At 72.5% G+C, this 24771-nt stretch carries 28 protein-coding genes; 12 read left to right on the plus strand and 16 right to left on the minus strand.

Going from position 1 to position 24771, the window contains the following annotated elements; translation table 11 throughout:
- Positions 1-30: 30 nt before the first annotated feature.
- Together ACIOD2_RS45545 and ACIOD2_RS45550 are read left to right on the plus strand one after the other, a co-directional pair.
- Positions 31-990, plus strand: coding sequence for an alpha/beta hydrolase (locus ACIOD2_RS45545; RefSeq protein WP_400551882.1), 960 nt, complete (start codon positions 31-33; stop codon positions 988-990).
- On the plus strand, positions 962-1258 hold the full coding sequence (locus ACIOD2_RS45550) for a hypothetical protein (protein ID WP_400551883.1): 297 nt from the start codon (positions 962-964) through the stop codon (positions 1256-1258). Before ACIOD2_RS45545 ends, ACIOD2_RS45550 begins: the two co-directional genes overlap by 29 nt.
- On the opposite strand, the gene ACIOD2_RS45555 is transcribed toward ACIOD2_RS45550, so the two are convergent.
- Positions 1255-1383 (minus strand): hypothetical protein, encoded by a 129-nt coding sequence (locus ACIOD2_RS45555; RefSeq protein ID WP_323326974.1) that lies wholly within the window; start codon positions 1381-1383, stop codon positions 1255-1257. The genes ACIOD2_RS45550 and ACIOD2_RS45555 overlap by 4 nt on opposite strands.
- Before the next feature lie 166 nt (positions 1384-1549).
- Positions 1550-2593 carry a methyltransferase gene (locus ACIOD2_RS45560; protein WP_400551884.1) on the minus strand — a complete coding sequence of 348 codons (1044 nt, stop codon included), beginning with the start codon at positions 2591-2593 and terminating at the stop codon, positions 1550-1552.
- A gap of 83 nt (positions 2594-2676) precedes the next feature.
- Here ACIOD2_RS45560 and ACIOD2_RS45565 point away from each other — a divergent pair, with 83 nt between their 5' ends.
- Entirely contained in the window at positions 2677-3807 is a 1131-nt protein-coding gene (locus tag ACIOD2_RS45565) for a sensor histidine kinase (protein WP_400551886.1), read from the plus strand.
- Positions 3804-4478 carry a response regulator gene (locus tag ACIOD2_RS45570; RefSeq protein WP_400551887.1) on the plus strand — a complete coding sequence of 225 codons (675 nt, stop codon included), beginning with the start codon at positions 3804-3806 and terminating at the stop codon, positions 4476-4478. The genes ACIOD2_RS45565 and ACIOD2_RS45570 overlap by 4 nt, the downstream gene beginning before the upstream one ends.
- Here ACIOD2_RS45570 and ACIOD2_RS45575 read toward each other — a convergent pair.
- The 8 genes from ACIOD2_RS45575 to ACIOD2_RS45610 all read right to left on the minus strand — a co-directional run bounded on the left by ACIOD2_RS45575 (position 4462) and on the right by ACIOD2_RS45610 (position 11694).
- Positions 4462-5283: a lysostaphin resistance A-like protein gene (locus ACIOD2_RS45575; RefSeq protein WP_400551888.1), complete on the minus strand. Its 822-nt coding sequence runs from the start codon at positions 5281-5283 to the stop codon at positions 4462-4464. The genes ACIOD2_RS45570 and ACIOD2_RS45575 overlap by 17 nt on opposite strands.
- A 132-nt stretch (positions 5284-5415) precedes the next feature.
- Positions 5416-6636: an iron-containing alcohol dehydrogenase gene (locus ACIOD2_RS45580; protein WP_400551889.1), complete on the minus strand. Its 1221-nt coding sequence runs from the start codon at positions 6634-6636 to the stop codon at positions 5416-5418.
- The gene (locus ACIOD2_RS45585) at positions 6629-7387 is read right to left on the minus strand and encodes an SDR family NAD(P)-dependent oxidoreductase (RefSeq protein WP_400551890.1); all 759 of its coding nucleotides are present in this window, start codon (positions 7385-7387) and stop codon (positions 6629-6631) included. The genes ACIOD2_RS45580 and ACIOD2_RS45585 overlap by 8 nt, the downstream gene beginning before the upstream one ends.
- Positions 7384-8313 carry a 3-keto-5-aminohexanoate cleavage protein gene (locus ACIOD2_RS45590; RefSeq protein ID WP_400551891.1) on the minus strand — a complete coding sequence of 310 codons (930 nt, stop codon included), beginning with the start codon at positions 8311-8313 and terminating at the stop codon, positions 7384-7386. The genes ACIOD2_RS45585 and ACIOD2_RS45590 overlap by 4 nt, the downstream gene beginning before the upstream one ends.
- Positions 8313-9158, minus strand: a complete 846-nt coding sequence (locus ACIOD2_RS45595) for an LLM class flavin-dependent oxidoreductase (RefSeq protein WP_400551892.1) — start codon at positions 9156-9158, stop codon at positions 8313-8315. The genes ACIOD2_RS45590 and ACIOD2_RS45595 overlap by 1 nt, the downstream gene beginning before the upstream one ends.
- Positions 9155-9925 carry an HpcH/HpaI aldolase/citrate lyase family protein gene (locus ACIOD2_RS45600; protein ID WP_400551893.1) on the minus strand — a complete coding sequence of 257 codons (771 nt, stop codon included), beginning with the start codon at positions 9923-9925 and terminating at the stop codon, positions 9155-9157. The genes ACIOD2_RS45595 and ACIOD2_RS45600 overlap by 4 nt, the downstream gene beginning before the upstream one ends.
- The gene (locus tag ACIOD2_RS45605) at positions 9922-10788 is read right to left on the minus strand and encodes a hypothetical protein (RefSeq protein ID WP_400551894.1); all 867 of its coding nucleotides are present in this window, start codon (positions 10786-10788) and stop codon (positions 9922-9924) included. The genes ACIOD2_RS45600 and ACIOD2_RS45605 overlap by 4 nt, the downstream gene beginning before the upstream one ends.
- A 15-nt stretch (positions 10789-10803) precedes the next feature.
- Complete coding sequence (locus tag ACIOD2_RS45610) at positions 10804-11694, minus strand: DUF6282 family protein (RefSeq protein ID WP_400551895.1); 891 nt, start codon at positions 11692-11694, stop codon at positions 10804-10806.
- Between the two features lie 320 nt (positions 11695-12014).
- Between ACIOD2_RS45610 and ACIOD2_RS45615 the strand changes: the two genes are divergently transcribed.
- A complete protein-coding gene (locus ACIOD2_RS45615) occupies positions 12015-13382 on the plus strand; it encodes an MFS transporter (protein ID WP_400551897.1) in 1368 nt (455 codons plus the stop codon).
- A gap of 62 nt (positions 13383-13444) precedes the next feature.
- Complete coding sequence (locus ACIOD2_RS45620) at positions 13445-14404, plus strand: hypothetical protein (RefSeq protein ID WP_400551898.1); 960 nt, start codon at positions 13445-13447, stop codon at positions 14402-14404.
- On the opposite strand, the gene ACIOD2_RS45625 is transcribed toward ACIOD2_RS45620, so the two are convergent.
- Entirely contained in the window at positions 14368-15165 is a 798-nt protein-coding gene (locus ACIOD2_RS45625; protein ID WP_400551899.1) for an IclR family transcriptional regulator, read from the minus strand. The two genes, ACIOD2_RS45620 and ACIOD2_RS45625, sit on opposite strands and share 37 nt — an antisense overlap.
- A gap of 243 nt (positions 15166-15408) precedes the next feature.
- Here ACIOD2_RS45625 and ACIOD2_RS45630 point away from each other — a divergent pair, with 243 nt between their 5' ends.
- Both ACIOD2_RS45630 and ACIOD2_RS45635 read left to right on the plus strand, forming a co-directional pair.
- On the plus strand, positions 15409-15960 hold the full coding sequence (locus tag ACIOD2_RS45630) for a hemerythrin domain-containing protein (protein WP_400551900.1): 552 nt from the start codon (positions 15409-15411) through the stop codon (positions 15958-15960).
- A 2-nt stretch (positions 15961-15962) separates the two neighbouring features.
- Positions 15963-16781: a family 1 encapsulin nanocompartment shell protein gene (locus tag ACIOD2_RS45635; protein ID WP_400551901.1), complete on the plus strand. Its 819-nt coding sequence runs from the start codon at positions 15963-15965 to the stop codon at positions 16779-16781.
- Between the two features lie 130 nt (positions 16782-16911).
- Here ACIOD2_RS45635 and ACIOD2_RS45640 read toward each other — a convergent pair whose 3' ends face one another.
- Together ACIOD2_RS45640 and ACIOD2_RS45645 are read right to left on the minus strand one after the other, a co-directional pair.
- The gene (locus ACIOD2_RS45640; RefSeq protein WP_400551902.1) at positions 16912-17784 is read right to left on the minus strand and encodes an RNA polymerase sigma-70 factor; all 873 of its coding nucleotides are present in this window, start codon (positions 17782-17784) and stop codon (positions 16912-16914) included.
- Between the two features lie 28 nt (positions 17785-17812).
- A complete protein-coding gene (locus ACIOD2_RS45645) occupies positions 17813-18220 on the minus strand; it encodes a cupin domain-containing protein (RefSeq protein ID WP_400551903.1) in 408 nt (135 codons plus the stop codon).
- Between the two features lie 141 nt (positions 18221-18361).
- On the opposite strand from ACIOD2_RS45645, the gene ACIOD2_RS45650 reads away from it, so the two are divergent.
- The 4 genes from ACIOD2_RS45650 to ACIOD2_RS45665 all read left to right on the plus strand — a co-directional run bounded on the left by ACIOD2_RS45650 (position 18362) and on the right by ACIOD2_RS45665 (position 22793).
- Complete coding sequence (locus ACIOD2_RS45650; RefSeq protein ID WP_400551904.1) at positions 18362-19675, plus strand: NAD(P)/FAD-dependent oxidoreductase; 1314 nt, start codon at positions 18362-18364, stop codon at positions 19673-19675.
- Positions 19672-20226 carry a hypothetical protein gene (locus tag ACIOD2_RS45655; RefSeq protein ID WP_400551905.1) on the plus strand — a complete coding sequence of 185 codons (555 nt, stop codon included), beginning with the start codon at positions 19672-19674 and terminating at the stop codon, positions 20224-20226. Before ACIOD2_RS45650 ends, ACIOD2_RS45655 begins: the two co-directional genes overlap by 4 nt.
- A 96-nt stretch (positions 20227-20322) precedes the next feature.
- On the plus strand, positions 20323-21063 hold the full coding sequence (locus ACIOD2_RS45660) for an SDR family oxidoreductase (RefSeq protein WP_400551906.1): 741 nt from the start codon (positions 20323-20325) through the stop codon (positions 21061-21063).
- A complete protein-coding gene (locus ACIOD2_RS45665; RefSeq protein ID WP_400551907.1) occupies positions 21060-22793 on the plus strand; it encodes an L-aspartate oxidase in 1734 nt (577 codons plus the stop codon). The genes ACIOD2_RS45660 and ACIOD2_RS45665 overlap by 4 nt, the downstream gene beginning before the upstream one ends.
- Before the next feature lie 42 nt (positions 22794-22835).
- Here the strand turns inward: ACIOD2_RS45665 and ACIOD2_RS45670 are convergent, their stop codons facing one another.
- The 3 genes from ACIOD2_RS45670 to ACIOD2_RS45680 form a co-directional block, all read right to left on the minus strand.
- Positions 22836-23126, minus strand: coding sequence for a DUF1540 domain-containing protein (locus ACIOD2_RS45670; protein WP_400551908.1), 291 nt, complete (start codon positions 23124-23126; stop codon positions 22836-22838).
- 156 nt (positions 23127-23282) lie between these two features.
- Positions 23283-23882: a dihydrofolate reductase family protein gene (locus ACIOD2_RS45675; RefSeq protein WP_400551909.1), complete on the minus strand. Its 600-nt coding sequence runs from the start codon at positions 23880-23882 to the stop codon at positions 23283-23285.
- On the minus strand, positions 23879-24688 hold the full coding sequence (locus ACIOD2_RS45680; RefSeq protein WP_400551910.1) for a metalloregulator ArsR/SmtB family transcription factor: 810 nt from the start codon (positions 24686-24688) through the stop codon (positions 23879-23881). Before ACIOD2_RS45680 ends, ACIOD2_RS45675 begins: the two co-directional genes overlap by 4 nt.
- Between the last annotated feature and the right edge of the window lie 83 nt (positions 24689-24771).

The raw sequence follows: 24771 nt of genomic DNA on the forward strand, positions 1-24771 counted from the left end.
GCGCGAAGGTAACTCACTTACCTTTTCTGCATGACCACTCTCCCGTTCGGTGCGCGCCTCGGCGCCCGGCTGCTGCAGGCCTCGTTCCCGTTGATCGGCTCGGTGCCGAAGGAGCTGCGGAACCTCGGCCCCGGGATCGCGGACCCGGCCGAGATCCGGGTGCCGACCCGGCACGGCGCCGTCCGCTGCCTCGTCTACCGGCCGGAGCCCGGCCCGGGGACGCCGCCGGTGTACCTGGAGTTCCACGGCGGGGCCTTCATCGTCCGCGCGCCGGAACAGGACGACCACCTCTGCCGCCACGTCGCCGCCCGGACCGGCGCGGTGGTGGTGAGCGTCGACTACGACACGGCGCCGCGGGTGCGGTACCCGGTGGCCGAGGAGCAGGCCTACGACGTCGCCGAGTGGGTCGCCGCCCACGGCGCCGAGCACGGCTGGGACGGCGGGCGGCTCGCCGTCGGCGGGATGAGCGCGGGTGCCAAGCTCGCGGTCAACGTCTGCCAGCAGGCGCGCGACAGCGAGGCCTTCCGGCCGGTCGCGCTGGTGAGCGGCTACGGGGCGACGGACCTGACCCTGGCACCGGGCGACCGGACGTCGCCCGCGAAGCACCCGGCGGTCGCGCCCTGGTTGCTTAACCTGATGTACCGGACGTACTTCGCCGACGCCGGACGCCGGAGTGAGCCGCTCGCGTCACCGGCGCTCGACGACGATCTGGCCGGGTTCCCGCCGTCCCTCGTGATGACCGCGGAGCTGGACACGATGGCCGCCGAGAGCGAGCGGTTCGCCGCCCGGCTGGCGCGGGCGGGCGTCCCCGTGACGCACGAACGCTTCGACGGCGTCGACCACGGTTTCACCCACGGCAAGCCGATCGAAGTCGCGATCGCCGCGCTCGACGCGGTGGCCGTGCACCTGCGGAAGGCGTTCGCGGCCGGAAACCGGGGCGTGGTGTGCGAGAGTGACCAGTGTGGACGAACGAACCGCGGAACGGCGTGAACCGGCCTCGGTGGCCGAGCTCGCGACGATGCGGGCCTGGACGGTCACCGTGGTGCGGAAGCGGTGGACCACCGCCGAGCGCACGGTCGAGGCGCACGGACGGCGCTGGGTGATCGGGCTGACGCCGACCGCGGGCGGCGCGACCGCGCTGATGCTCTGGCACGACGACGTCGTGGTGGCCCATCGGCGTGGTCCGGAAGCCGCGCTCTGCCGTCTAGCGGTGCGCTGGGTGACGAACCTGCTCGCGGGACGGCCCTGGGACGGCTAGAACGCCTCTTTGGCGAGCAGGCGGAACATCAGCCCGGCGACGAGGAGCACGAGGCCGAGCAGGAAGAGCACGCCGACCCCGAGGACCAGTCCGCCCGCGCCGAGGGTGATGCCGAGAACGACCACGAACCGCTCCTTCACCGGGGGACGCGTTCCGCGTCCGGCCGAGGCGTGGCTACCCGGCCCGTGGCCTGGCAAAACGCAGGTCCCCCGACCGGGTGAAGACCATCAGCGAGAGACGCCTCTTTCCCGGCGAAAGTGACGCTCTCGGCCGCCCGAGGCGGAGCTTTCGCTAGGAAAGATGCGTCCTGGGGGCCGGTCGGTCACTCGGTCGGGGGATCGGGGCGCATTCGATGAGGACCTGTCCCAGCGGGGTCGTGTGGACGGCGGCCACGGTCAGCCCGGCTTCGGCCGCGAGCGTCGTGTAGTCGTCGAGGCCGCGCTCGCGGCCGCCGCACAGCACGAGCATCCGCAGGTCCATCTCCGCCCGGTCGGCGCCTTCGGTGCCGTGCTCCTGGGTGAGCAGCACCCGGCCGTCGTGCCCGGCCGCTTCGGCGCACCGGCGCAGGATCTTGGTCGCGTCCTGGTCGGCCCAGTCGTGCAGCACGCTGCTGAGCACGTAGACGTCTCCGCCGGCCGGCAGCGGGTCGAAGAAGCTCTGGCCCGCGACGTCGCAGCGGTCGCCGAGGCCCCGGGCGGCCAGGTGGTCCCGGCCGCGCCGCACGGTTTCGGGGAGGTCGACCAGCGTGCCGCGCAGCCCGGGGTGCGCCGCCAGCACGGCGGCCAGCAGCTCGCCGGTGCCGCCGCCGACGTCGACGACGTGCCGGGCGCCGGACCAGTCGTACCCCGCGGCCAGGTCGGCCGCGTAGTCCGTGCCCGCGGCCATGGTCGCGTCGAACGAGGCACCCATCGCCGGGTTCGCGGCCAGGTACTCCCAGAACGGGGTGCCGAAGACCGTCTCCCAGGCGGGCCCGCCGGTGCGCAGCGTGTGCAGCAGGCCGGTGAACGCCAGGTCCATCTGCCCGCCGAAGCCCGCCAGGTCCAGGCCGACGCGCATCCCGGACGGGTGGTCGGACCGCAGCAGCGACGCGAGCTCGTTCGTGCCGAAGGTGCCGGGCGACGGCTCGGTGAACACGCCGTGGCAGACGAGGTGCCGCAGCAGCCGGTCGAGGGCGTCGGGATCGGCTTCGCAGCGGCGGGCCAGCTCGCCGACGGGGACCGGGCCGTCCGCCAGGTGGTCGGCCACGCCGAGACTCGCCGCCGCCCGGACGGCCAGCGGGGTGACCAGGTCGATCACCGGCGCCAGGAGCTGCCAGGCGGACGGGGTGCCGGTCATGCGCCCTCCCTCTGTCGTCGTCGGTGCCCACCTTTCCGGCCGGGGCCGCCGAAGGAAAGCCGGGCCTCGCTAGGCTCCCCGCCATGCCGAAGCTGGGGCGTCTCCGGGACCTGTGGGCGGGTGTCACCCTGCAGGTCCGGGACGGCGGGCTCGCTCTGGCCGTCACGGCCGCCGCGTTCGTGCCGGGGCTCGGGATGCTGGGTGCCCAGTTCGGCGACCTGCCGAGGCACGACGGCGGTGTCGCCGCGGTCCTGCTGGTGCTCGGGCAGACGCTCCCGCTGGCGGTGCGCAGCCGGTGGCCCGCGGCGGCGCTTGCGGTCAGCGGGATCTGTTTCGCGGCCCACGAAGTACTCGCGTATCCGCCGTCGATCGGCAGTCTCGCCGTGTATTTCGCGCTCTATTCGGCCGGAGCACACGAAGAACGGTGGCGCCGGGCGCTGCCCGCGACGGCGTCGATCGGGTACGTCGTTTTCGCGGTTCTGCTGGCCTTGCGCGGATCGCCGTCGGAGTTGCCGGTCTACCTCGTCTACTACGTGGTGCTGGTCCTGTTCTGGCTGCTGGGCTCGATGGTGCGGCAACGGCGGCGCCAGGAGGCCGAGCGACGGCGGCTCACCGCCCGGGCCGCGGCGGCGGACGAGCGGGCGCGGCTGGCCCGCGAGCTGCACGACGTCGTGACCCACCACGTGACGGCCATGGTCGTGCAGGCCGACGCCGCCCGGTACCTGCCGGCCGAGCGCGTGCCCGAAGTGCTCACCACCATCACCGGCTCGGGCCGTGACGCCCTCACCGAACTGCGGTTCCTGCTCGGGGTCCTCGAAGCGACCGGCGCGCGCACGCCGGGCCTGGCCGCGCTGCGGAACCTCGTCGAGCAGCCGGGCCGGGTGATCGAGCTGGTCGAGGAGGGCGAACGCCCGGCGCTGCCGGCGGAAACCGAGCTCACCGCGTATCGGATCGTCCAGGAGGCGCTGACCAACGCGGCCAAGTACGCCGCCGGGCGGCCCGCGGCGGTGCGGGTCGGCTACCGCGGCGACCTCCTCGAAATCGAGGTGGCCACCGAGGGCCCGGCGACCGAGGCCGGCGCGCTCGGCTCCGGGGGACGCGGGCTGGGCGGGCTGCGCGACCGGGTCGACGCGCTCGGCGGCCGGTTCACCGCGGGCCCGTCGGGGGACCGTTTCCTTGTCAGCGCAGAGATTCCCCTGAGGAGCGACGGATGACCGACGGCCCGATCCGGGTCCTGATCTGCGAGGACCAGGAGCTGATCCGCGCGGGGTACGTGACGGTGCTCGGCGCCCAGCCGGACCTCGAGGTGGTGGGCCAGGCCGCGAACGGCCACGAGGCCCTCGCCGAGGTCGGGCGGCTGCGCCCGGACGTCGTCGTGATGGACATCCAGATGCCGCTGCTGGACGGGATCGAGGTGACCCGCCGCGTCGCCGGCCCCGGCGCCGAGAACCCGGCGAAGGTCCTGGTGGTCACCACGTTCAACGTCGACCAGTACGTCTACGACGCGCTGCGGGCCGGGGCGAGCGGGTTCCTGCTCAAGGACGCGCCCCTGGACGAGCTGGTCGAAGGCGTCCGCACGATCGCGCGCGGCGAGTCGCTGCTCGCGCCGGCGGTGACCCGGACGCTGATCGGCCGGTACGCCGACCGGATCAAACCGGCAGCTCCCGCCGACGGCCCCTTGGAAGGGCTCGCGCGACGGGAGCTGGAGGTGCTGAAGCTGATCGCCGGCGGGCTGTCGAACGCCGAGATCGCGGCCGAGCTGGTGCTCAGCGTGGAGACGGTGAAGACGTACGTCTCGCGGATCCTGACCAAGCTCGACCTGCGGGACCGGGTGCAGGCCGTGGTGCTGGCCTACCGGAGCGGGCTGGTCAGCGCCGGGGGATGAGCTTGGCGCGGCGGAGCAGCAGGGCCGTCACCGCCAGGCAGCACACCAGCGCGAACAGGCCGGCTTCCGGGCCGAACGAACCGCCGGTGAGCGCGTCCGGTCCGGAAAGGACGGTGCGCAGCAGGCCGGGTTCGCTCTCGGCGCCGGAGACCGCGGTGCCGAACACGCCGCCCTGCAGCCAGTTCCAGGCGAAGTGCAGGCCGATCGGCACCCACAGCGACCGCGTGGCGGTGTAGGCGACGGCCAGCATCGTGCCGCCCTCGACGGCGATGGCCAGGGTGCCCCAGAGCGTGGCGTTGCCGTTGATCAGGTGCGTCAGGCCGAAGAGCAGCGACGACACGACGATCGCGATGACGCTGCCCGCGCGCTGTTCGAGGATGCGGTGGAGCACCCCGCGGAACAGCAGTTCTTCGGTCACCGCGACGGAAGCCATCGAGCCGGCGACACCCAGGCAGGCCCAGAACGAGCCGCCGCCGATGTCGGCGTGGGTGAAGACGATCGAGAGCAGCATGGTCGCGACGAACGCGGCGCCGCCGATGAGCGCGCCACGGCCGAGCCCGGCCCAGCGCCCGGTGGTGGCCAGTTCCGTGATCTCGTCCCGGTTCTCGACCCGCCGGGTCACCCACTTGTAGGCGACGACGGCCCCGGCGGCCGCGCCGATCCCGACCAGCAGGCGCAGGATCGGCACGCCCGACACGAGCGCGTCCAGCCCGCGGGCCGCGATCAGCAGCACGGCGGTGGCGACGAGCAGGACGGGGAACCGGAAGCGCTGCAGCCGGGGCTTCCGCTCGGTGGGGGTGGTCATCGGGGGTTCCTCTCGCCGGACTTCGTTGGGGAGTACGGCGAGATTACGAGCGCGGCGGGCGGTGCCACATCACTCCGTGACGGACATCCGCGGTAGCTCCTCAGAGGGACAAGAGGGCCTTGACCGGCGATTTCACGCCGCGTTCCGGTCGCCGAGGGCGCCGGCGTGCGCGCGCCGGAGGATGTCGAGCAGCAGCTCCCGCGTCGGCTCGACCGGGGCGATCGCCAGCAGCCGCGCCGACTTCAGGGCCAGCTCGGCGATCTGCGGCAGCTGGTCGCGGCCGATGCCGATCTCGGCGAGCGTCGCGGGCACGCCGATCGCCCGGTTGATCGCGGCGACGCGGGCGATCGTCCGCTCGGCCGAGGCGTCCCGCTCCGGGATCCCTTCCAGCGCGGCGCCGAGCCGCGCGATGCGTTCGGCCACTTCGGTGCGGAGGACGTCGAGCGCGTACGGGAGCAGCAAGCCGGTGCCCAGGCCGTGCGGGGTCTTGGTCAGCGCGCCGATCGGGTACTGGATCGCGTGGCACAGGTGCGTCCCCGTCGAGCCGAACGCGATCCCGGCCAGCAGCGCGCCCAGCGCGACCTCGCGCCGGGCGTCTCGATCGCCGGGTGATCGGACGGCGGTCGGCAGCCACGGGCCCAGCTTTTCCGCCGCCTGCAAGGCGATCGGCTCGGTGAGGGCGTTGCGCCCGGTGAACACCGGGAGCGGCGCGGACCAGTCGAGGGGCAGCGGCCGGGCGGTGTACGACTCGGCCGCGTGCACGAGCGCGTCGATGCCGGAGAACGCCGTGACGCTCGCCGGCGCGCCCAGCGTCAGCTCCGGGTCGACGACCGCGGCGGCCGGCACCAGGAACGGGCTGGAGATGCCGACCTTCAGCTCGCGGTCCGGGTCGGACACCACGGCCACCGGCGTCACCTCCGACCCGGTGCCCGCCGTCGTCGGCACCGCGACGACCGGGACGACCGGGCCGGGCACGAGGTTCTCGCCGTAGAACCGGGCGAGCGGGCCGTCGTGCACCGCGAGCATCGCGATCAGCTTGGCCGCGTCGAGCGCGCTGCCGCCGCCGATCGCGAGGACGACCTCCGCCCCGTGGTCCCGCGCGACCTCGGCGCCCGAGGTCAGCGTGCCGACGGGCAGCTCCGGGGTGATGGCGGAGTACGTCCGCACGTCGAGCCCGGCGGTGGCCAGGGCGCCGAGGACGGCGGCGAAGTGCGGGGTGGTTTCGAGGAACGGGTCGACGACGGCGAGCACCCGCGTGCCGTGCCCGGCCACGACCTCGGGCAGCTGGGCGCGGGCGCCGTACCCGAAGTGCACCCGCGCGGGCAGCCGCAGGGTGCCAGGCAGCTCAGGCAAGGAACCCCCCGTCCACCGGGAGGACGACGCCGCTGAGGTGGCTCGCCCGGTCGCTGAGCAGGAACGCCGCCGTGGCACCGGCCTCCGCACCGGTACCCGCCTTGCGCAACGGCGTCGCGGCGATCCGGGCCTCCACCCCGCCCGGGATGGTGCGGCGCAGCTCGTCCAGCATCGGCGACTCGGTCGGGCCGGGGGCGATGACGTTCACGCGGATCCCGAGTGGGCCGAAGTCGTGCGCCGCGGTGCGGGTCAGGCCGATGACCGCGTGCTTGCTGGCCTGGTAGGCGCCCATGCCGGAGCTGCCGCGCAGGCCGCCGATGCTGCTCACGTTGACGATCGCGCCGAAGCCCTGCGCCTCCATCACGCGGATCTCTTCGCGCAGGCACAGCCAGGTGCCCTTGACGTTCACCGCCATGACCCGGTCGAAGTCCGCCTCGGACACGGCGTCGAGCCGGCCGCCCTGGCCCATCGCGGCGTTGTTGTACGCCCCGTCGAGGCGGCCGAACTGGGCGACTGTCGCGTCGACGAAGGCGGCGACGCTCGCCGCGTCCGCGACGTCGCCGGTCGTGTACGCGACGTCGTGCCCGGCCGCGTCGAGGGTTTTCGCCAGCGCCGCAAGCGGTTCCTCGGTGCGGGCGACGAGCATCACCGACGCGCCGTCCTCCGCGAAGACGCGCGCGGCCTCCGCGCCGATGCCCGAGCTGGCGCCGACGACGAGGACGACCTTGCCCGCGAGCAGGGGGGTGCTCATGAGTTCTCCTTGGTGGCACCGCGAAGCGCGAGCATCGCCCGCGCCTCGTCCGGGGTGGCGATCTGCTTGCCCATGTCCTCGACGACGGCCCGGATCTTCCGCACCTGCTGGGCGTTGCTCTCCGCGAGCCGGCCCTTGCCGATCCACAGGCTGTCCTCGAGACCGACGCGCACGTGCCCGCCGAGCCACGCGCTGTGCGTGCCGAACGCCAGCTGGTCACGTCCGGCCGCGAACGCCGAGAACTGGTAGTCGTCGCCGAAGAGCTTGTCGGCGATCCGCACCATGTGCTCCAGGTTCGCGTGGTCGGCGCCGATGCCGCCGAGGACGCCGAACACACCCTGGATCAGCAACGGCGGCTTCGCCAGGCCCTTCTCGACGAAGTGGGCGAGCGAGTACAGGTGCCCGATGTCGTAACACTCGTACTCGAACCGGGTGCCGGCCGCGCCGAGCGTGCGCAGGGTGTGCTCGATCTTGTCAAAGGTGTTCACGAACGGGTGGGAGTAGGTGTTGAGCACGTAGGGCTTCTCCCAGTCGTGCTTCCACTCGGTGACCTTGTCGGCGATGCCCGAGTAGACGAAGTTCATCGACCCCATGTTCATCGACGCGAGCTCGGGCCGCACGTGGTGGGCCGCCGCGAGCCGCTGGTCCATGTTCATCGACGAAGCGCCGCCGGTGGTGATGTTGATGACGGCGTCGGTCTCCGCGGTGATCGGCTCGAGGATCTCGTCGAAGACTTCGGGCTCGAACGCGGGCCGTCCGTCGGGGTGCCGGGCGTGCAGGTGCACGACGGCCGACCCGGCGGTGATCGCCTCGAGCGCCGCCTTGCTCACCTCGGCGGCCGACAGCGGCAGGTAGGGACTCTGGGACGGGATGTTGACCGATCCCGTGATCGCGGTGGTGATGATGACTTTTTCCGCTGCCCGCATCAGTTCTCCTGTTCGGCGAGGGCTCGGTAAGCGTCGAGTTTCGTGTCGTCCAGCGGGCCGACCAGGCTGATCGCGACCTGCGTCGCGCCCGCGTCGTACTGCTGCCGCAGGGACTCGCGCACCTGGTCCGGCGTGCCGTACGCGACGAGCGCGTCGAGCAGCCGGTCGGACCCCGGTGGCGTGAGGTCGGCGTCGGTGAACCCGAGCCGCGTCAGCTTGGCGAGCTGGTGCGGCAGGGTCAGGTAGTAGGCGAGACGCTCGCGGGCGACGTCCCGGGCCGCCGCCCGGGAACGACCCACCACCGCCCACTGGACGACCGACAGGAACAGGTCCGGCCCGATCGTCTCGCGCGCCCAGCGGGTGTGCTCGGGCGTGACGAGGAACGTGAGCAGGCCGTCGGCGCGTTCGGCGGCCAGGCGGGTGATCCCTTCCGAGTACGCGCCGAGCACCCGCGGCACAGCCCGGGGCAGGATCGCCTCGACCCCGTCGAGGTAGTCGCGGAGGAACGGCAGCGGTCCGACCCCGCGTTCGCGGACCGCGCCGCTCACCCCGAGCCCCAGCACGTACCGGCCGGGATAACCGCCGGCGAGGTCCCGCGCCGCGGACGCCGCCGACTTCGGCACGCGTTCGAGAGCCCGCGCGACGCCGTTGCCGACGATCAGCTCCGTGGTGGACTGCAGCACCAGGGCCGCGGTCGTGAACGCCTCACGCCCAGCGACCTCGGGGATCCAGACCATCCGGTGCCCGGCTTCTTCGAGGCCGCGCACGAACCGGACCACGCCGTCGTGGCCGAGATCGTCCAGCTCCGCGATCGACAATGCGTTGCGTGGCAAGGAAAGGGTCATCCGTCGGCTTCCCGGAACGCCTTCACCAGGTTCCGCGCGGCCTCGGCGAGCATCGTCGTGTCGTTGCTGAGCAGCACGAAGTCGCAGCCGTCACGCACCGCCTGCGCCGCCCGCTCGGGCACCCCGCCGAACGCGAGCCCGCAGCGTTTGCCCGCCGCGTGCGCGGCCTCGATCGCCGAGCGGATCAGGTCGAGCACGTCGGGGGAGACCGGGGTCGACCCCATCGACATCGACAGGTCCGCGGCGCCGACGAACACCGCGTCCACGGTGTCCAGGGCCAGGATCTCCGGCGCGGCCTTGATCGCCTCGACGCTTTCCAGCTGCGGGATGCAGAGGACGTCGTCGTTGCCGGTGGCGAGGTACTCGGCGTTCGGGCGCAGGCCCCACGCCCCGGCGCGGCTGGTGCCGCCGGCGCCGCGGACGCCGTGCGGCGGGAACCGGCACGCGCGCCCGACGGCGGCCGCCTGCTCCACCGTGTCGACGTGCGGCACGAGGATGCCCATGGCGCCCGCGTCGAGGATCTTCTGGATGGTCGACGCCGTCGTGTCCGGCACCCGCACGATCGGCACCACGCCGAGCGCGGCGGCCGAGCTGATCAGCCGGTACGCGGTCTGCAGGTCGAGCGGCGCGTGCTCCAGGTCGATCACGACGAAGTCGAACCCGGCGTACGCCATGATCTCGACCGGCTCGCCCGACGCGATCTTCAGCCAGGTGCCCAGGGGAGTGGCCGGGCGGTCGAACAGCCCGGCACCGGTGCGCCCGCTCACGGCATCGGGTAGTCGTCGGCGTTCAGGACCCACCCCGGTTTCTCGGAGAAGTCCACCCGCGGCGGGCTGAAGATGTCGATCAGCTGGTTGACCCCCGGGTCGCTCGCCTCGGAGGTGTGCACAGTGGGCGGCGGGATGACCGTGACGGACGGGCTGCCGATCCGGACGTGCTCGTCCTCGCGCCAGGTGGTGCGGTCGTTGAGCCAGGGCGTGCGGATGTGGTGGACGTACTCTCCTTGCACCGCAAGGGAAAGTTGCTCGAAGTCGTCGTGGTGGTGCGGCGAGAGCTTGTGCGGGTCGCGCGGGCCGTCCTGCTCGGGCAGGAAGTTCACCATGAACGCCCGGGTGCGGAAGATGCGCCCGAACCGCTTCGGGTCCTGCGGGATCTCCGACAGCGGGTAGAAGCGGACGCGGTGGCCGCCGGCCGGCTCCGGCCACCGCTGCAGCAGCGCGACACGCGGGTGGTTTTCGGCGTAGGCGGCGGCGTTGGCCGGGCGGTCACGCCAGTCGCGTTCGGTCGCCTCGACCAGGCGGACGAGCGGGCCGTCCCCCTCGACGCTGATCCGGGACGCGCCGGGCGGGGCGACGACGAGCCCGGGTTCGGCGATCCGGGTGGCGCCGTCGTCGGTGAAGAGGGTGAACGCGGGGGAGGCACCGGTCACGACGATCGCGAGCTCGCCTTCCAGGTAGCCGTTGTCGAGGTCGTCGCCGGAGTGGGCCTCGGTGTGGATCAGGATGACGTTCTGCGCGCGCACGACCTCGTTTTCGTGCAGGTCGAGGTACTGCGCGGCGGTGATCGCGGCGCCGTTGTCCGGTCGCGCCGCGGTCGCCAGTGCGGACCGGGGATCGTCCTTTTCGTACACGGGGAGTCCTTTCGCTCAGGCGTCGAGGTCGAGCAGGTAGGCCGGGTTGTCGCGGACCATGCGCCGCAGGTCCTTCTCGGGCAGGCCGAGGTCGAGCAGCGCCTCGCCGACGCGCATCCAGGCGTCCACCGGCTTGGGGTTGGCCTTCTGGCCGAAGTCCGAGGCCAGCACGATGTGCTCCGGGCCGAGGGTCTCGACCCAGGTCAGCAGCTGCTTCGGGTCCCACTTCTGGGTGCCCTCGGGGTCGTACATGCCGACCTCGTGCTCGACGAACGCGCCGAGCTCGATCAGCTCGCGGCACAGCTCCGGGTCGGCGCCGATCACGAAGTCGGGGTGGCTGACCACCATCCGCTTCATCCCGCGTTCCTTCGCCGCGGTGAAGAGCGTCTTGATGTACTCGGGGTACATGTGCCCGCCGTTGAGGACGGCGCCCTGGTCCTTGATCTCGTCGAGGATCTCGACCGTGGCGGGCTTCAGCTCGCCGCTCTCGTCGACGATGTCGATGCGCTCCAGCGTCAGCGGCACGGTGGTGGTCGGGAAGGCGCCGTCCTCGGGGTGGCAGTCGATGTGCCGGCCCGACGAGATCGTCGGGAACCAGACGACCTTGCCGCCCATGCGCAGGCACATGCGCACGGCGTGCACGTTGAGCCCGCCGACGGTGCTGTTGAGCGCGATCCCGCCGTAGACCTGCGCGGCGACGCCTTCGAGGCGGCCCTTCATCGCGAGGACGTCCATCTGGGTGTTGTGGTGGTGGGACTTCGCGACCATCGCGCGCATCCCGATCCGGGCCCCGTCCTGCGCGGCCTCGACGTGGTCGAACCGCCGGGGGAACGGGCTGGGCCCGGAGTGGACGTGCATGTCGACCAGGCCGTCCAGGACGGAGGTGATGGCGGGACGCTGGCTCATGAGGCCGCCCTTCGTTCGCATTGTGAATTCAAAGTTCACTATAAGACCATCTGTCAACCCTAGGGGCGTGGGCGGATCCGGGCGACCCGCTGATCAGGTGCCGCCGGTCCTGTCGGACGCCCTGCCTCGACCGACCAAGCTTTCGACCTGCCTGAAAGGCAACGGCTTGCGGACGGTCGCAAGGTCGCTCTTGTGCATCGCAGGACACATGCTTACGGTGTCATACGTTCACTTCGTGAACACGCAGTTCGGATTGCACAGATGGTCGCGATGCGTGAGCTGCGGGTAGCCAGAGCCCTCAGAACCATCGGAGGACGACGATGTCCACACCGCCCCCCACCGTGGAGCCGCAGACGCCGGCTCGTCCCCGCGTCCCGCACGGCCCGGACAGCGCCAAGGTGCGCGCCGCCGTCCGCGGCGGGACCCTCGCCTACTTCGTCGACCAGTTCGACATCTACCTGCCGATCGTGGTGCTCGCGCCGGCGACGGCGTACTTCCAGGCGGCCAACCTCAGCGCGAGCACCACGGCGCTGCTGGCGTCGCTCGTGTTCGCGTCCACGCTCATCGGCCGCCCGCTCGGCGCGATCATCTTCGGGCACTTCGCCGACACCGTCGGGCGCAAGCGCACGACCCTGGTCGCCGTCGGCGGCTTCGGCGTCATCACACTGCTGACTGCGTGCCTGCCCGGCCACGAGACGATCGGGGTGTGGTCGGTCGGCCTGCTCATCGGCCTGCGGTTCGTCGACGGGATCTTCCTCGGCGGCGAGTACACGACCGCGGTGCCGCTCGCGATGGAGTGGAGCCCGAAGCACAAACGCGGCCTCTACGCCTCGATCATCACCTCGACCTCGCCCGCCGCGTACGCCGTGATCGCCGCGATCACGCTGCTGATGCTGCAGCTGCTGCCGTCCGTCGGCCTGCACAGCGCCTACGTGCAGTGGGGCTGGCGGATCCCGTTCTTCGTCGGCGCGGCGCTGGCGGCCGTGCTGTTCCGCTACTACCTCAAGAACGTGCACGAGACGCCGCCGGAGCTGACCGGCGAGAAGCACAAGATGCCGTTCGTCCGGCTGCTCGTGAAGTACCCGCGGGCGCTGGCGCAGGTGTTCGTGCTGATGACCGGCACGTGGCTGGCGACCAACATGGAAGCCGCCGTCACGCCGGCGCAGCTCAAGTCGCACCTCCTGCTCTCCAGCAAGGAGGTCACGATGACGATGCTCGTGATCAACGCCGCCGCCGCGCTGTCCTACCCGCTGTTCGGGATCCTGTCCCAGCGCATCGGGCGAAGGCGGTTCTACATCTGGTACGGCCTGTCGGTGCTGGTGATCGGCGCCGGGTCGTACACGCTGCTGATGGCGTCGAACGGCGGCTTCGGCGCGGCGCTCGGCTGGGGCATCCTGATCGGGATCTTCACCGTCGGCACGTTCGGCCCGATCGCGGCCTACCTGACCGAGCGGTTCCCGGCGAGCATCCGCTCCACCGGCTACGGCGTCGGCTACAGCCTCGCGCTCATCGCCCCGGCGTTCTACCAGTTCTACCTGCAGCGGTTCGACGGCGTCATGCCTGCGCACCTCGCCCCGGCCGTGCTGCTCGCCCTCGCCGGCGTGCTGATCAGCCTCGGCGGCTTCCTCGGCCCGGAGACCAAGGACGTCGACATGGGCGACGACAGCACGATCCCGGCACTGTCCTGATCGGACAGGTCGGCGGCCTCGCCACCGCCAACCCGGTCTGGGTCGGCTCGTCCGAGCTGACCATGACCCGCGACGGGCTGTTCGCCTGCATCGACGCGGGGGCCGGGGCGGTGGTGGCGAAGTCGGTCAACGAGAGCGCCGCCGCCCGGCGGCAGCTGGACATCGCGGACTACGCGTTCGTCGCGCGCGACGGATCCGTCCGGCCGCCGGGGACGGCCCGGCTCGGCGACGGCCTGCTGAACCGCTCCGGCCTGGCCCAGGTGGAGCTGGACGAGTGGCTCGCTGTGTTGGCGGACGCCGTTGCGTACGGCGCGAAGCGTGGCTGCCCGGTGCTCGGCAGCATCACCCTCGGGGAGCCGTCGGCGGCCGCGCGGATCGGCCGGGCGATGGCGTCCGTGGTGCCCGCGGTGGAGCTGAACATCGGTGCCCCGCACGGCCGCGAGGCCCACGCGGTGCGTCAGCTGACCGAAGCGGACGCGGTGGGAGAAGCCGTGCGAACCGTGCGGGACGCTGTCGAGGTGCCGCTGTTCGTCAAGCTGCCCGGCCAGGCGTCGGACGTCGTCGCGCTCGCCCGCGCGGCCCGGTCGGCGGGCGCGGACGCCGTCGGGCTGGTCGGCCGCTACCCGGGTTTCCTGCCCGATCTGGACGGCGGCGCGGTCCTCGGCTCGTGGGGCGCGTGGAGTGCGCCGGGATGCCTGCCGATGAGCCTGTACTGGGTGAGCAAGACGCGACTGGCGCTGGGCGCGGACGTGCCCCTGATCGGCACCAACGGCGCCCGCAGTCCGGCCGACGTACGGCGGTTCCTCGCCTCGGGTGCGTCGGCCGTCGAGGTCGTCACGGCGTTGTGGATCGAGGGGCCGGGGGTGATCGCGGAGCTGGTCGCCGGGCTCGACGGGCTGGACCTGGCGGAGTTCGTGGGCAGCGCGCTGGCCGGGGCGCGGGAGTACGGGGACATCCCGCCGGTGTCCCCGCCCGCCTGGTTGCCCTACACCGCGCGGGCGCCGAGGTCGTCCGGCCGGTAGTCCCCGCCCAGCTCGTGGGTCAGCTCGCGGGCCGTGTCGGCCACCACGCGTAGCTCGGGGGCGTCGTCCGACATGGACAGCGTGTTGTCCGGGCCGACGATGGCGATCGTGGCGCAGATGCCGTACTCGTCGAACACCGGCGCGGCCACCGCGACCACGCCGGGGGTGCTCATCGCGGAACAGTGGCCCACTTCGCGCACGCGCTCGACGTCTTCGCGCAGCTCGTCGCGCGCCGAGCCGGACAGGTTCGCCATCAGGCGTTCCATCGACAGCTGGTCGGCGTGGTAAGCCAGGAAGACCTTGCTCTGCGCGGTGTCCAGCGGCAGGTGGCTGCCGACCCGCACGGACACGACGACGATCGTCGAGACGTTCTCCTCCACCCGGGACACCACCGGCCCGGTGAGGCCCCACAGGCTGAGCACGACGCTGGTCTGCGTCGCGCGCGAAAGGGCCTGCATGTGCCGCGGGGCGAGGTTGACGACCCGGCGGTGGCCGATGGCGAACGCGCCCAGCTGCAGCAGCAGGCCACCGGGCACGTACCCGCCCTCGGCGCTGCGTTCGAGCAGGCCGGCCGCGACCAGGGACGTGCAGTACCGGTACGCGGTGGTGCGGTTGAGCCCGAGCCGCTCGGCGATCTGGCCGGCCGTCACCTCCGGGGTGGCCGGGTCGAACAGGGCCAGGATCTGGCTGACGCGGCTCACCGCCTGGATGTCCGCCTGATCGGCGCGCGAGGCCTCCGGCGACCGGGTCGGTTTGGTCACGGGGAGCCTCCGGCGAGCGGTGATCGAGAGCGTGAAATCGCTGTTCACTTCGTGAACACGTCCGTCAGGCTACCCGACGCGGCGCCGGTTCACGGGCACCCACACAAGGGTGAAAACCCGCGCCCGGCGCGGCGGGCGGCGCGGCCGCGCCCGAGACTGGCGGTCCGGTGTTTTCCGGTGCCGGGGACGGGGTAGAGACGGACATGGCTACTTCCACCACGCTGCGGGTCAGGGGCTGACCGCATGGCCGACATCACCAGCCTCATCCTCGACGACCACGACTGGTTCCGGCGGCAGTTCGCGCGCATGGACGACATCACCGACCCCGCCGAGCTGGGCGCGGTCTGGCAGCCGCTGGCCGACCTCCTCGACGTCCACGCGCGGGCCGAGGAGGAGATCTTCTACCCGCACCTGCTGCGCCGCGGCGACGACGCGAAAGAGGAGACCCTCGACGCGATCGGCGACCACAACGACATCCGCGACGGCGTCCACGAGGCCGCGCTGCACCCCGTCGGCAGCACGGCCTGGCTCGACGCGGTGCGGAAGGCCAGGATGGCCAACAGCGAGCACATGGCCGAGGAGGAGGACGAGGGACTGGCCGACTTCCGGCGCCACGCCGACGCCGGCCTGCGCGAAGAGCTCGGCCGCAAGTTCACCGAGTTCAAGCGGCAGCACGAAGGCGCGCGCGACCTGGACGTCAGCGACATCGATCCGGAAGGGTACGTCGAAGCGGAACTCGGTACCGGGCCGGGCGACGGCTCACTCGGTATCGGCAGCCTCAAGGAACGGGATTGAACATGAACCACCTGATGCGCGGTCTGGCCCCGATCTCCGACGCGGGGTGGAAGGAGGTCGACGCCGAGGCGCGCGAACGGCTGCACACGCACCTCGCCGCCCGGCGCCTGGTCGACGTCGCCGGCCCGCACGGCTGGCAGTACTCGGCCACCGACCTGGGCCGCACGACCTCGCTCAAGGAGTCCTCCCTGCCCGACGGTGACGAGGGCGTCGTCGTCCGGCAGCGCCGGGTCCTGCCGCTGGCCGAGGTCCGCGTCCCGTTCACGGTGTCCCGCCAGGAGCTCGACGACGCCGAGCGCGGCGCCGACGACCTGGAGTTCGACGACCTGGACCGGGCCGCGAAGCAGATCGCGATGATCGAGAACCGCGCGGTGTTCCACGGCTGGGCCGCGGCCGGGATGACCGGCATCGCCGACACGTGCCCGTACGACAAGCCGTCGCTGGGGGAGAACGCCGAGGCGTACCCCGGCGTGATCGCCCGCGCGGTGGACACGCTGCGCCGCGCCGGCATCGACGGCCCGTACGGTCTCGCGATCGGCCCGGCCGGCTACACCCGGATCGTGGAGAGCACCGAGCACGGCGGCCAGCTGGTCTTCGACCACGTCCGCCGCGTCCTCGGCGGCGGCAAGATCGTCCGCGCCCCCGGCCTGGACGGCGCGATGGTCCTGAGCCTGGCCGGCGGCGACTTCTTCCTCGAGCTGGGCCAGGACCTGGCCGTCGGCTACAGCCACCACGACGCCGAGAGCGTGACGCTGTACCTGGAGGAAAGCTTCAGCTTCCGGGTCTCCGAGCCGGACGCCGCGATCACCCTCACGGTCTGACCGGGGTAGCCGGTCCGTCCTCCATGGACGGACCGGCTAAACCGCCACCGCGAGTGTGGCCGGGTTCGTCATGTCGGCCGTGGTGCGCGGGCCCGTTGCTCGCAGTCTTCACGAGTGGCCGACACGGCAGCTACACCGCCGCCGCGAGCTTGGCCGGGTTCATCATCCAGAAGACCTGGTCGATGCCCTCGGCCGACGCCGCGACGGTCAGCACCGCGAACGCAACTCCGTCGCGCCGCAGCACCATCGCGTCCAAGCCGTTGACGACCGCCGGCGCGACTTGCACGCCCTCCCAGAAGCGGTCGGCGAACGCCCGGACGTACTTCGCCACCGTTTCCGCGCCGCGGACCGGGATGCGCGAAGCGCGGGCCACGCCGCCGCCGTCGGAGTAGCTCACCACGTCCGCCGCGAAGAGTCCCTCCAGCGCGGGCAGGTCGCCGGCCTGGGCGGCCGCGACGAACGCCGTCAGCAGCCGCCGCTGCTCGGGGGCGCTCGCCGGGGCGCGACGGCCGGCCGCCAGGTGCTTGCGGGCGCGGCTGACGAGCTGGCGCGCCGCGGCCTCCGTCGTCTGGACGACCTCGGCGATCTGCCGGTACGGGTAGTCGAACGCCTCGCGCAGCACGTACGCCGCGCGCTCGGTCGGGGTCAGGCTCTCCAGCAGCACCAGCACCGCGAGCTCCAGCGCCGCGGCGCGCTCGGCACCGAGCTGAGGGTCGGCCGTGGTGTCCACCGGCTCCGGCAGCCACGGCCCGACGTAGGTCTCGTGCCGCGCGCGGGCCGTCTTGCCCGCGTTGATGGCCAGCCGCGTGGTCGTCGTCGCGAGGTAGGCGCCCGGGTGGGTGACGGCCGACCGGTCGCAGGCCTGCCACCGCAGCCACACCTCCTGCAGCAGGTCCTCGGCGTCGGCCACGCTGCCCAGCATCCGGTAGGCGATGCCGAACAGCCGTGGCCGGACCTCGGCGAAGACCGCGGCCGCCGCATCGAGGTCGCCGGTCTCGTCCATGGATCCCCCTCCGCCCAACGGCTCGAGCCTAGCGGGGCGCGCGCCGGTCGCGACGCTCCTCGAGCTCCGCCGCGCTCACCGGCACCAGCATCGGCTGCCCGGGCACGCAGAACATCGTCACGACGAACTGCGACTCGGCGCCGGCCAGGTGGTTGCCGTCCTGGTAGTGGATGACGTCGCCGCCCGGCTCCCAGAACGCCTCGCCCGCCTTGACCACCCGCGCGGGCTCGCCTTCCAGCTCGAAGACGATCTCGCCCTTCACCACGTAGCCGTACGCCGGCCCGGAGTGCCGGTGCGGCGGCGCGCCCGGGCTGCCCGGCGGCAGCGTGACGAGGATCGTCATCGCCTCCGCGTGCTCGTGGATCTGCGGTGCACCCGGCACCGTCGCGACGACGTCCAGGATCGGCGGCGGCTCGGAAAGGTTTTCCACGTCCATGTTTCCTCCTCGAGGTCTTCCCGCAGCCAGGACAAGACGGGACGGTGATTCGTGACGGCCCCGCGCTGTGAGGCAGGTCGCTGTCACGTTTCGCCGGGCTGTCTTGTCCGGATGGGTGAACCGAGAAGAACGGGGTGCGACGTGCAACGGATTCTGATCGTCGGCGGCGGGTACGCGGGCTTCTACACCGCCTGGGGGCTGGAGAAGCGGCTGCGCCGCGACGAGGCCGAGCTGACCGTGGTCGATCCCCGCCCATACATGACCTACCAGCCGTTCCTGCCCGAAGTGCTGGCCGGCTCGATCGAGGCCCGGCACGCCGCCGTCTCGCTGCGGCGGCACCTGCGCCGGACGCGGGTCGTCGCCGGCTGGGTGACGTCCGTCGACCACGCGCACCGCTCCGTCACCGTGCGGCCCGCCGACGGCCCGGAGTTCGCGCTCGGCTACGACACGATCGTCGTCACGGCCGGGGCGGTGACCCGCAAGTTCCCGGTGCCGGGCATCGCCGACGAGGCCATCGGGATGAAGCACGTCGAGGAGGCGGTGGCCATCCGCGACCGGCTGCTGACGGCGTTCGACCGCGCCGCCGTCCTGCCGCCGGGGCCGCAGCGCCGGAAGCTGCTCACCGTCACGTTCGTGGGCGGCGGCTTCTCCGGCGTCGAAGGGTTCGGCGAACTGCTGTCCCTGGCGCACTCGCTGCTCGCGGTGTACCCGGGGATCGAGGCGGACGACGTGCGGTTCCACCTGGTCGAGGCGACCGGCCGCATCCTGCCCGAGGTCACCGCGAGACCCGGCCGGTGGGTGGTGCGCTCGCTGGAGGACCGCGGCGCCCGGGTGCACCTGAACACCGTCGTGACGTCGGCCGTCGACGGCCACGTGGTGCTCTCGAGCGGCGAGGAGTTCGACTCGGGCCTCATCGTCTGGACGGCGGGCAACGCGGCGAACCCGGTGGTGGACCACCACACCGACCTGCCTGACGACGAGCGCGGCCTGGTCGTGGTGCGGGCCGACCTGCGCGTCGGCACCGACGCCGAGCCCGTGCCCGGCGCCTGGGCCGCCGGGGACGACGCCGCCGTGCCGGACCTCGTCGCCGGGGCGGGCGCCTACACCGTGCCGAACGCGCAGCACGCCGTCCGGCAGGGCAAGCTGCTGGCCCGCAACATCGCCGCCTCCCTGCACGGCGGGGTCGTGCGGCCGTACCGGCACCACAGCCTCGGCTCGGTGGCGACCCTGGGCCTCGGGCGCGGCATCTTCCAGTACCGGTGGCTCACCATCAAGGGCCTGCCCGCGTGGCTGATGCACCGCGGGTACCACGTGCTGGCCGTGCCGAGCTGGGAACGCAAGGTCCGCGTCCTGGCCGGGTGGCTGACGGCCACGGTCTTCGGCCGCGACATCGTCTCGCTGGCTTCGGTCGAGCACCCCCGCGACGCGTTCGTCTCGGGCGGCGACCCGAGGTGAGAGATCCGGACGGGGAGGCGCTGGCCGACCTGCTGGCCGAACGCCGGCACCTCCTCGACGTCGCGGGCCGGTTGCTCGGCCCCGGTCCCGCGGCGGAAGAGGCCGTCGACTCGGCTTATCGCGCGTGGTACGAGCTCTCCGCGCCGGACCGCGCCGGCGTGGCTTCGCCGCGCGCCTGGCTGACCCGGGCGGTGCGCACCCACGGCCTCGTCCGCCGGTTCCGGCTGGCCTGCGAGGCGCAGTCGCCCGGCGCGCTCGCCGCGGTGCTCGCCCCGGAGGTGACGGCGTGGTTCGACGGCGGCGGAAAGGTGCGCACGGCGGACCGGCCGGTGCGGGGCCGGACGGCGGTTATCGGCGCGGTGCTGCCGTTGCTGGCGTCCCGGCCGGGCACCGAGGTCACGGAGGAGCGGGTCAACGGCGGCCTCGCGCTGGTCGTCCGCGTCGCCGGGAGCGTCGCGGCCGTCGTGGTCTGCGACACGCTCGGCACGGTGATCACCGACCTGTGGCTGGTGCTCAATCCCGCGAAGCTGCAAGGACTCCGGCGTCCGTGACCGGCGACACCCCGGTGGCTGTCACAGAGTTCCCCGCCGTCTTGTCCTAGCTGACGAGAGCGGCCCCGGCAGGGGCGCGAACCGGAAGGAACGACCATGAAGATCGTCGTCATCGGCGGAACCGGCCTCATCGGCAAGACCCTTGTCGCCCGGCTGACCGAGCACGGGCACGAAGCCGTGCCCGCCGCGCCGAGCACCGGCGTGAACACCCTGACCGGCGAAGGACTGAAGGAAGTCCTGCAGGGCGCGGACGTCCTGGTGGACGTGTCGAACTCGCCGTCGTTCGCCGACGACGACGTCCTCGCGTTCTTCCGCACCTCCACCGGAAACCTCGTCGAGGCCGCGAAGGAAGCCGGTGTCGGGCACTACGTCGCGCTGTCGGTGGTGGGCTCGGAGCGGCTGCCGGAATCCGGTTATCTGCGCGCGAAGGTGGCGCAGGAAGCCCTGATCAAGGACGCCGGCCTGCCCTACACGATCGTGCGCGCGACCCAGTTCTTCGAGTTCGCGGGCGGCATCGCGGACACCGCGACGGCGGACGGCGTCGTGCGCCTGCCCAGCGGCGGGGTCCAGCCGATCGCGGCCGCCGAGGTGGCCGCGGCGGTCGGCCGGGCGGCGGCCGGCGAGCCTGCCGGCGGCACGATCGAGGTCGGCGGCCCGGAGGTGTTCGGCCTCGACGAGTGGATCCGCACGGTGCTGGCCGCGCGATCCGATACCCGCGAGGTCGTCAGCGACCCGCAGGCGCGGTACTTCGGGACGCTGCTGGCGAAGGACAGCCTCCTGCCGGGACCGGGCGCGCGGCTCGCCGAGACCCGGCTGGCGGACTGGCTCGCCCGATGACCCACCTGCAAGAGCGGCGGCTCGCGACGTCGGTGCTGGTGATCGGCTCCGGCGGCGCGGGCCTGCGCGCGGCGATCGAGCTGGCCGAGCGCGGTGCCGACGTGCTCGTCGTCGGCAAGCGCGCCAAGGCCGACGCGCACACCACGCTCGCCGCGGGCGGGATCAACGCGGCACTGTCCACGATGGACGTCGAGGACTCGTGGCAGCAGCACGCGGCCGACACGATCAAGGAAAGCTACCTGCTCGCCCGCCCGGACACGGTGCGGACCGTCGCCGAGAACGCGGCGCGCGGGATCGAGGACCTCGAACGGTGGGGCATGCCGTTCGCCCGGGAGGCCGACGGCCGGATCTCCCAGCGGTTCTTCGGCGCGCACACCTACCGGCGGACCGCCTTCGCGGGCGACTACACCGGCCTGGAGATCCAGCGGACGCTGGTGAACCGGGCGGTGCAGCTGGGCGTCCGGATCCTCGACACCTGTTACGTCACCAGGATCCTGGTGCGCGACAACGTGGTGTTCGGCGCCTACGGATTCGACCTCGGCGACGGCAGCCGGTACGTCGTGCACGCCGACGCGGTGATCCTCGCCGCCGGCGGGCACACGCGGATCTGGCGCCGCACGTCGTCGCGCCGCGACGAGAACACCGGCGACGCGTTCCGGCTGGCCGTGCTCGCGGGCGGCCGGATCCGGGACCCGGAGCTGGTGCAGTTCCACCCGTCCGGGCTGCTGGAGCCGGAGAACGCGGCCGGGACGCTGGTGTCGGAGGCCGCCCGCGGCGAGGGCGGGATCCTGCGCAACGCCGCGGGGGAGCGGTTCATGGAGCGCTACGACCCGCGGCGCCGTGAACTGTCCACTCGGGACCGGGTCGCGCTCGCCGCGTACACGGAGATCAAAGAGGGCCGGGGAACTCCGCGTGGCGGCGTCTGGCTGGACGTCTCGCACCTACCCCGCGAAACGATCATGCGCCGCCTGCCGCGGGTCTACCAGACGCTGCTGGAGCTGCAGATGCTCGACATCACGCGGTCCCCGATCGAGATCGCGCCGACCGCGCACTACTCGATGGGCGGCGTCTGGGTCCGCAGCGCCGACCACGGGACCGGCGTCGAGGGCCTCTACGCGATCGGCGAGGCGTCCAGCGGCCTGCACGGCGCCAACCGGCTCGGCGGCAACTCGCTGATCGAGCTGCTGGTGTACGGCCGGATCGCCGGCGAGGCCGCGGCCCGCTACTCCGCGGACCTGCCGGCCCAGCGCCGGTCGGCGGAAGCTCTGGCCGAAGCGCGGGGCGAGGTGGACGACCTGCTGGCCGCCGACGGCCCGGAGAACGTGCGGGCCCTGCAGCGCACGATCCGCGACACGATGACCGAGCACGCGGGGGTCGTCCGCGACGAGGCCGGCCTCCGCGCGGGACTGTCCGAACTGGACGAAGCCGACGAGCGGACGACGAAGATCGGCGTGCACCCGGACCTGGCCGGTTTCCAGGACGTGGCGCACGCGTTCGACCTGAAGGCGTCGGCGCTCGCGGCTCGCGCCACGCTCGAGGCGGCGCTCGAACGCCGTGAGACCCGCGGGTGCCACAACCGCGCCGACTTCCCGGACCTCGACCCGGGCCTGCGCGTGAACCTGGTGTGGTCCGGGCCCGGCCGGATCGAGCGGGAGGAGATCCCGCCGGTGCCCGAGGACATCGCCGCGCTCATGCGCGAGGTCTCCACGGCCGGGAAGCTGGTCGAATGACGGCGTCCCGGGTGGACACCCGCGTCCACCCGGGGACCCCGGCTACTTCTGGTAGGTCAGGCAGTTCGCCGTGCCGCCGCCGGCACCGATCCGGACGCTCGACGCCGTGCACTCCAGCGACGCGTTGTGCCGGCAGTCCGCCCGGGAGCACGCGCCGACCTGCGCGGTGACGCGGTCGAGGCCGCCCTTGGTGTTCAGCGGCACGAAGGTGCCGCAGTCGGCGGAACCGTTGTCGCCGCCGACGGTGATGGCGAAGGCGTGGCAGCCGTCGTCGTTGTAGGAACAGCCGCTGACCGTGCACTCGTGGACGGCGGGCATTTCGGTCGTCGTCATACCGGGCTCCCGGGTTTCGTGGTGGTGGTGTGCGTTCGGGCGCGTCCGACGCTGCCACCGGCTCCGGAACCCGGCAATCCGGGCCGTGATCTTTCACCCGGCCTTCGACCTCGGTCGGGTGAAAGATGGCGGTATCGACAAAGCGCTTTCGCCGGGTCAGTGCACGCGGTCGTAGATCAGGGCGGTCTCGCCCAGCGACCCGGTCTCCTGGCGGGTGAGCGTCCACTTGGTCGCGGGCAGGCCGTCGTCGAACAGGCGGCGGCCGCCACCGGTGATCTCGGGGCAGATCAGCAGGTAGAGCCGGTCGATCAAGTCGGCCGCGAGCAGCGGCTTGATGACGCTCGCGCTGCTGTTGACGAGGATCTCGCCTTCGCCGGTGGCCTTCAGATCGGTGACGACGTCGGCCGCGGGGGCGTTCACGACGCGGGCGCGTTCCCATGGCGCCTCGGTCAACGTGGTCGACAGGACCACCTTCTCGGTGTCGACGAGCCATTTCGCGTAGCCGCGGTCGCGCGGGTCGGCGTCCTCGTTCCCGGCGACCGACGGCCAGAAGCCGAGGAAGCCTTCGGCGTTGTTGCGGCCGAGCACCGCGGTCGTCGCGTTCTCCCAGATGCGGCTCATGTGGTCCCGGGCGACGTCGGTGGTCACGTACGGCGCGATGGCGCCGAAGTCGGCGGGCCCGGCGGGGCCGTTGTAGTGCCCGTCGAGGGTGAGGGCGATGTTGGCAGTGACCTTGCGGCCGGTCGAGCTGGTCATGACGGGGTTCCTCTTCCTGGGGTGAGTGTTGCGATGAGCTGGTCGAGCACCTGGTCCCAGCCGGTTTCGATGCCGGCGACGAACGGGGCGGACTCGACGGTCGTGTCGGTGATGCGCAGGTCCAGCCGCAGGCGGGTGCCGCCGGGGGCCGGGGTCAGGGTCAGGTCGTAGTGGCCGGTGAAGGAGACGGCTCCGGCCGCGTCGAGCACCGAGAGCGCGAAGGCGAGGTGCCCGGGCTCTTCGGCGGTGCGGACCCGTCCTTCGGCGCGGTAAAGCCCTTCGGCGTCGCGGTATTCGAGCACGACGCGCCCGCCGGCTTCCGGCTCGAGGACGCACTCGGAGATCCGCATCGACGGCGGGGCCCACCACGACGCGAGCAGGTCCGGGTCGACCCAGTGCCGCCAGGCGACGTCCGGGGGCACCGGCAGGAGGCGCTCGAAGGTGAACGTGCGCCCGTCCGCCCACTGCCGCCGGTTCGCGGCGGCGGTCTCCGCCTCGATCGCGGCCTGGTAGCGCGTCAGGACGTCCCGTTCGCCGGCGTGCGCCTCGATGGCGCCGACCAGTTCCCCCAGTCGTTCTCGGAACGCGGCGAGCGGGCCCGCTTCGATCGCGTAGACCCGGCGCTGCCCCAGCGGGGAAACGGTGACGAGGCCGGCGCGGGCGAGGGTCTGCAGGTGCTTGGTGGTCTGCGGCTGCCGCAGGCCGGTGAGTTCGGCCAGTTCGCCGACCGACCGCGGCCGCTCCGCGAGGAGCTCCACGATGCGCCACCGCTTCGCGTCTCCCAGTGCTGCTGCGATCTCGTCCATGAGCAGAAGTATTCACCACTGAGAATATTCGTGTCAAGGAATATCTTGGCGGGAATGTCGGTGGCCGGCCGTAGGGTGCGGGC

Origin of the sequence: Amycolatopsis sp. NPDC088138, from assembly GCF_044741685.1 — a bacterium.
In the GTDB taxonomy this organism is placed as follows: domain Bacteria; phylum Actinomycetota; class Actinomycetes; order Mycobacteriales; family Pseudonocardiaceae; genus Amycolatopsis.

What these genes read in the sequence shown, in the direction of transcription:
- ACIOD2_RS45545 (WP_400551882.1), top strand. Translation starts at nt 31, where the DNA reads ATGACCACTCTCCCGTTCGGTGCGCGCCTCGGCGCCCGGCTGCTGCAG.
- ACIOD2_RS45560 (WP_400551884.1), bottom strand. Translation starts at nt 2,593, where the DNA reads ATGACCGGCACCCCGTCCGCCTGGCAGCTCCTGGCGCCGGTGATCGAC.
- ACIOD2_RS45565 (WP_400551886.1), top strand. Translation starts at nt 2,677, where the DNA reads ATGCCGAAGCTGGGGCGTCTCCGGGACCTGTGGGCGGGTGTCACCCTG.
- ACIOD2_RS45570 (WP_400551887.1), top strand. Translation starts at nt 3,804, where the DNA reads ATGACCGACGGCCCGATCCGGGTCCTGATCTGCGAGGACCAGGAGCTG.
- ACIOD2_RS45575 (WP_400551888.1), bottom strand. Translation starts at nt 5,283, where the DNA reads ATGACCACCCCCACCGAGCGGAAGCCCCGGCTGCAGCGCTTCCGGTTC.
- ACIOD2_RS45585 (WP_400551890.1), bottom strand. Translation starts at nt 7,387, where the DNA reads ATGAGCACCCCCCTGCTCGCGGGCAAGGTCGTCCTCGTCGTCGGCGCC.
- ACIOD2_RS45590 (WP_400551891.1), bottom strand. Translation starts at nt 8,313, where the DNA reads ATGCGGGCAGCGGAAAAAGTCATCATCACCACCGCGATCACGGGATCG.
- ACIOD2_RS45595 (WP_400551892.1), bottom strand. Translation starts at nt 9,158, where the DNA reads ATGACCCTTTCCTTGCCACGCAACGCATTGTCGATCGCGGAGCTGGAC.
- ACIOD2_RS45610 (WP_400551895.1), bottom strand. Translation starts at nt 11,694, where the DNA reads ATGAGCCAGCGTCCCGCCATCACCTCCGTCCTGGACGGCCTGGTCGAC.
- ACIOD2_RS45615 (WP_400551897.1), top strand. Translation starts at nt 12,015, where the DNA reads ATGTCCACACCGCCCCCCACCGTGGAGCCGCAGACGCCGGCTCGTCCC.
- ACIOD2_RS45620 (WP_400551898.1), top strand. Translation starts at nt 13,445, where the DNA reads ATGACCCGCGACGGGCTGTTCGCCTGCATCGACGCGGGGGCCGGGGCG.
- ACIOD2_RS45630 (WP_400551900.1), top strand. Translation starts at nt 15,409, where the DNA reads ATGGCCGACATCACCAGCCTCATCCTCGACGACCACGACTGGTTCCGG.
- ACIOD2_RS45635 (WP_400551901.1), top strand. Translation starts at nt 15,963, where the DNA reads ATGAACCACCTGATGCGCGGTCTGGCCCCGATCTCCGACGCGGGGTGG.
- ACIOD2_RS45640 (WP_400551902.1), bottom strand. Translation starts at nt 17,784, where the DNA reads ATGGACGAGACCGGCGACCTCGATGCGGCGGCCGCGGTCTTCGCCGAG.
- ACIOD2_RS45645 (WP_400551903.1), bottom strand. Translation starts at nt 18,220, where the DNA reads ATGGACGTGGAAAACCTTTCCGAGCCGCCGCCGATCCTGGACGTCGTC.
- ACIOD2_RS45660 (WP_400551906.1), top strand. Translation starts at nt 20,323, where the DNA reads ATGAAGATCGTCGTCATCGGCGGAACCGGCCTCATCGGCAAGACCCTT.
- ACIOD2_RS45665 (WP_400551907.1), top strand. Translation starts at nt 21,060, where the DNA reads ATGACCCACCTGCAAGAGCGGCGGCTCGCGACGTCGGTGCTGGTGATC.
- ACIOD2_RS45670 (WP_400551908.1), bottom strand. Translation starts at nt 23,126, where the DNA reads ATGACGACGACCGAAATGCCCGCCGTCCACGAGTGCACGGTCAGCGGC.
- ACIOD2_RS45675 (WP_400551909.1), bottom strand. Translation starts at nt 23,882, where the DNA reads ATGACCAGCTCGACCGGCCGCAAGGTCACTGCCAACATCGCCCTCACC.
- ACIOD2_RS45680 (WP_400551910.1), bottom strand. Translation starts at nt 24,688, where the DNA reads ATGGACGAGATCGCAGCAGCACTGGGAGACGCGAAGCGGTGGCGCATC.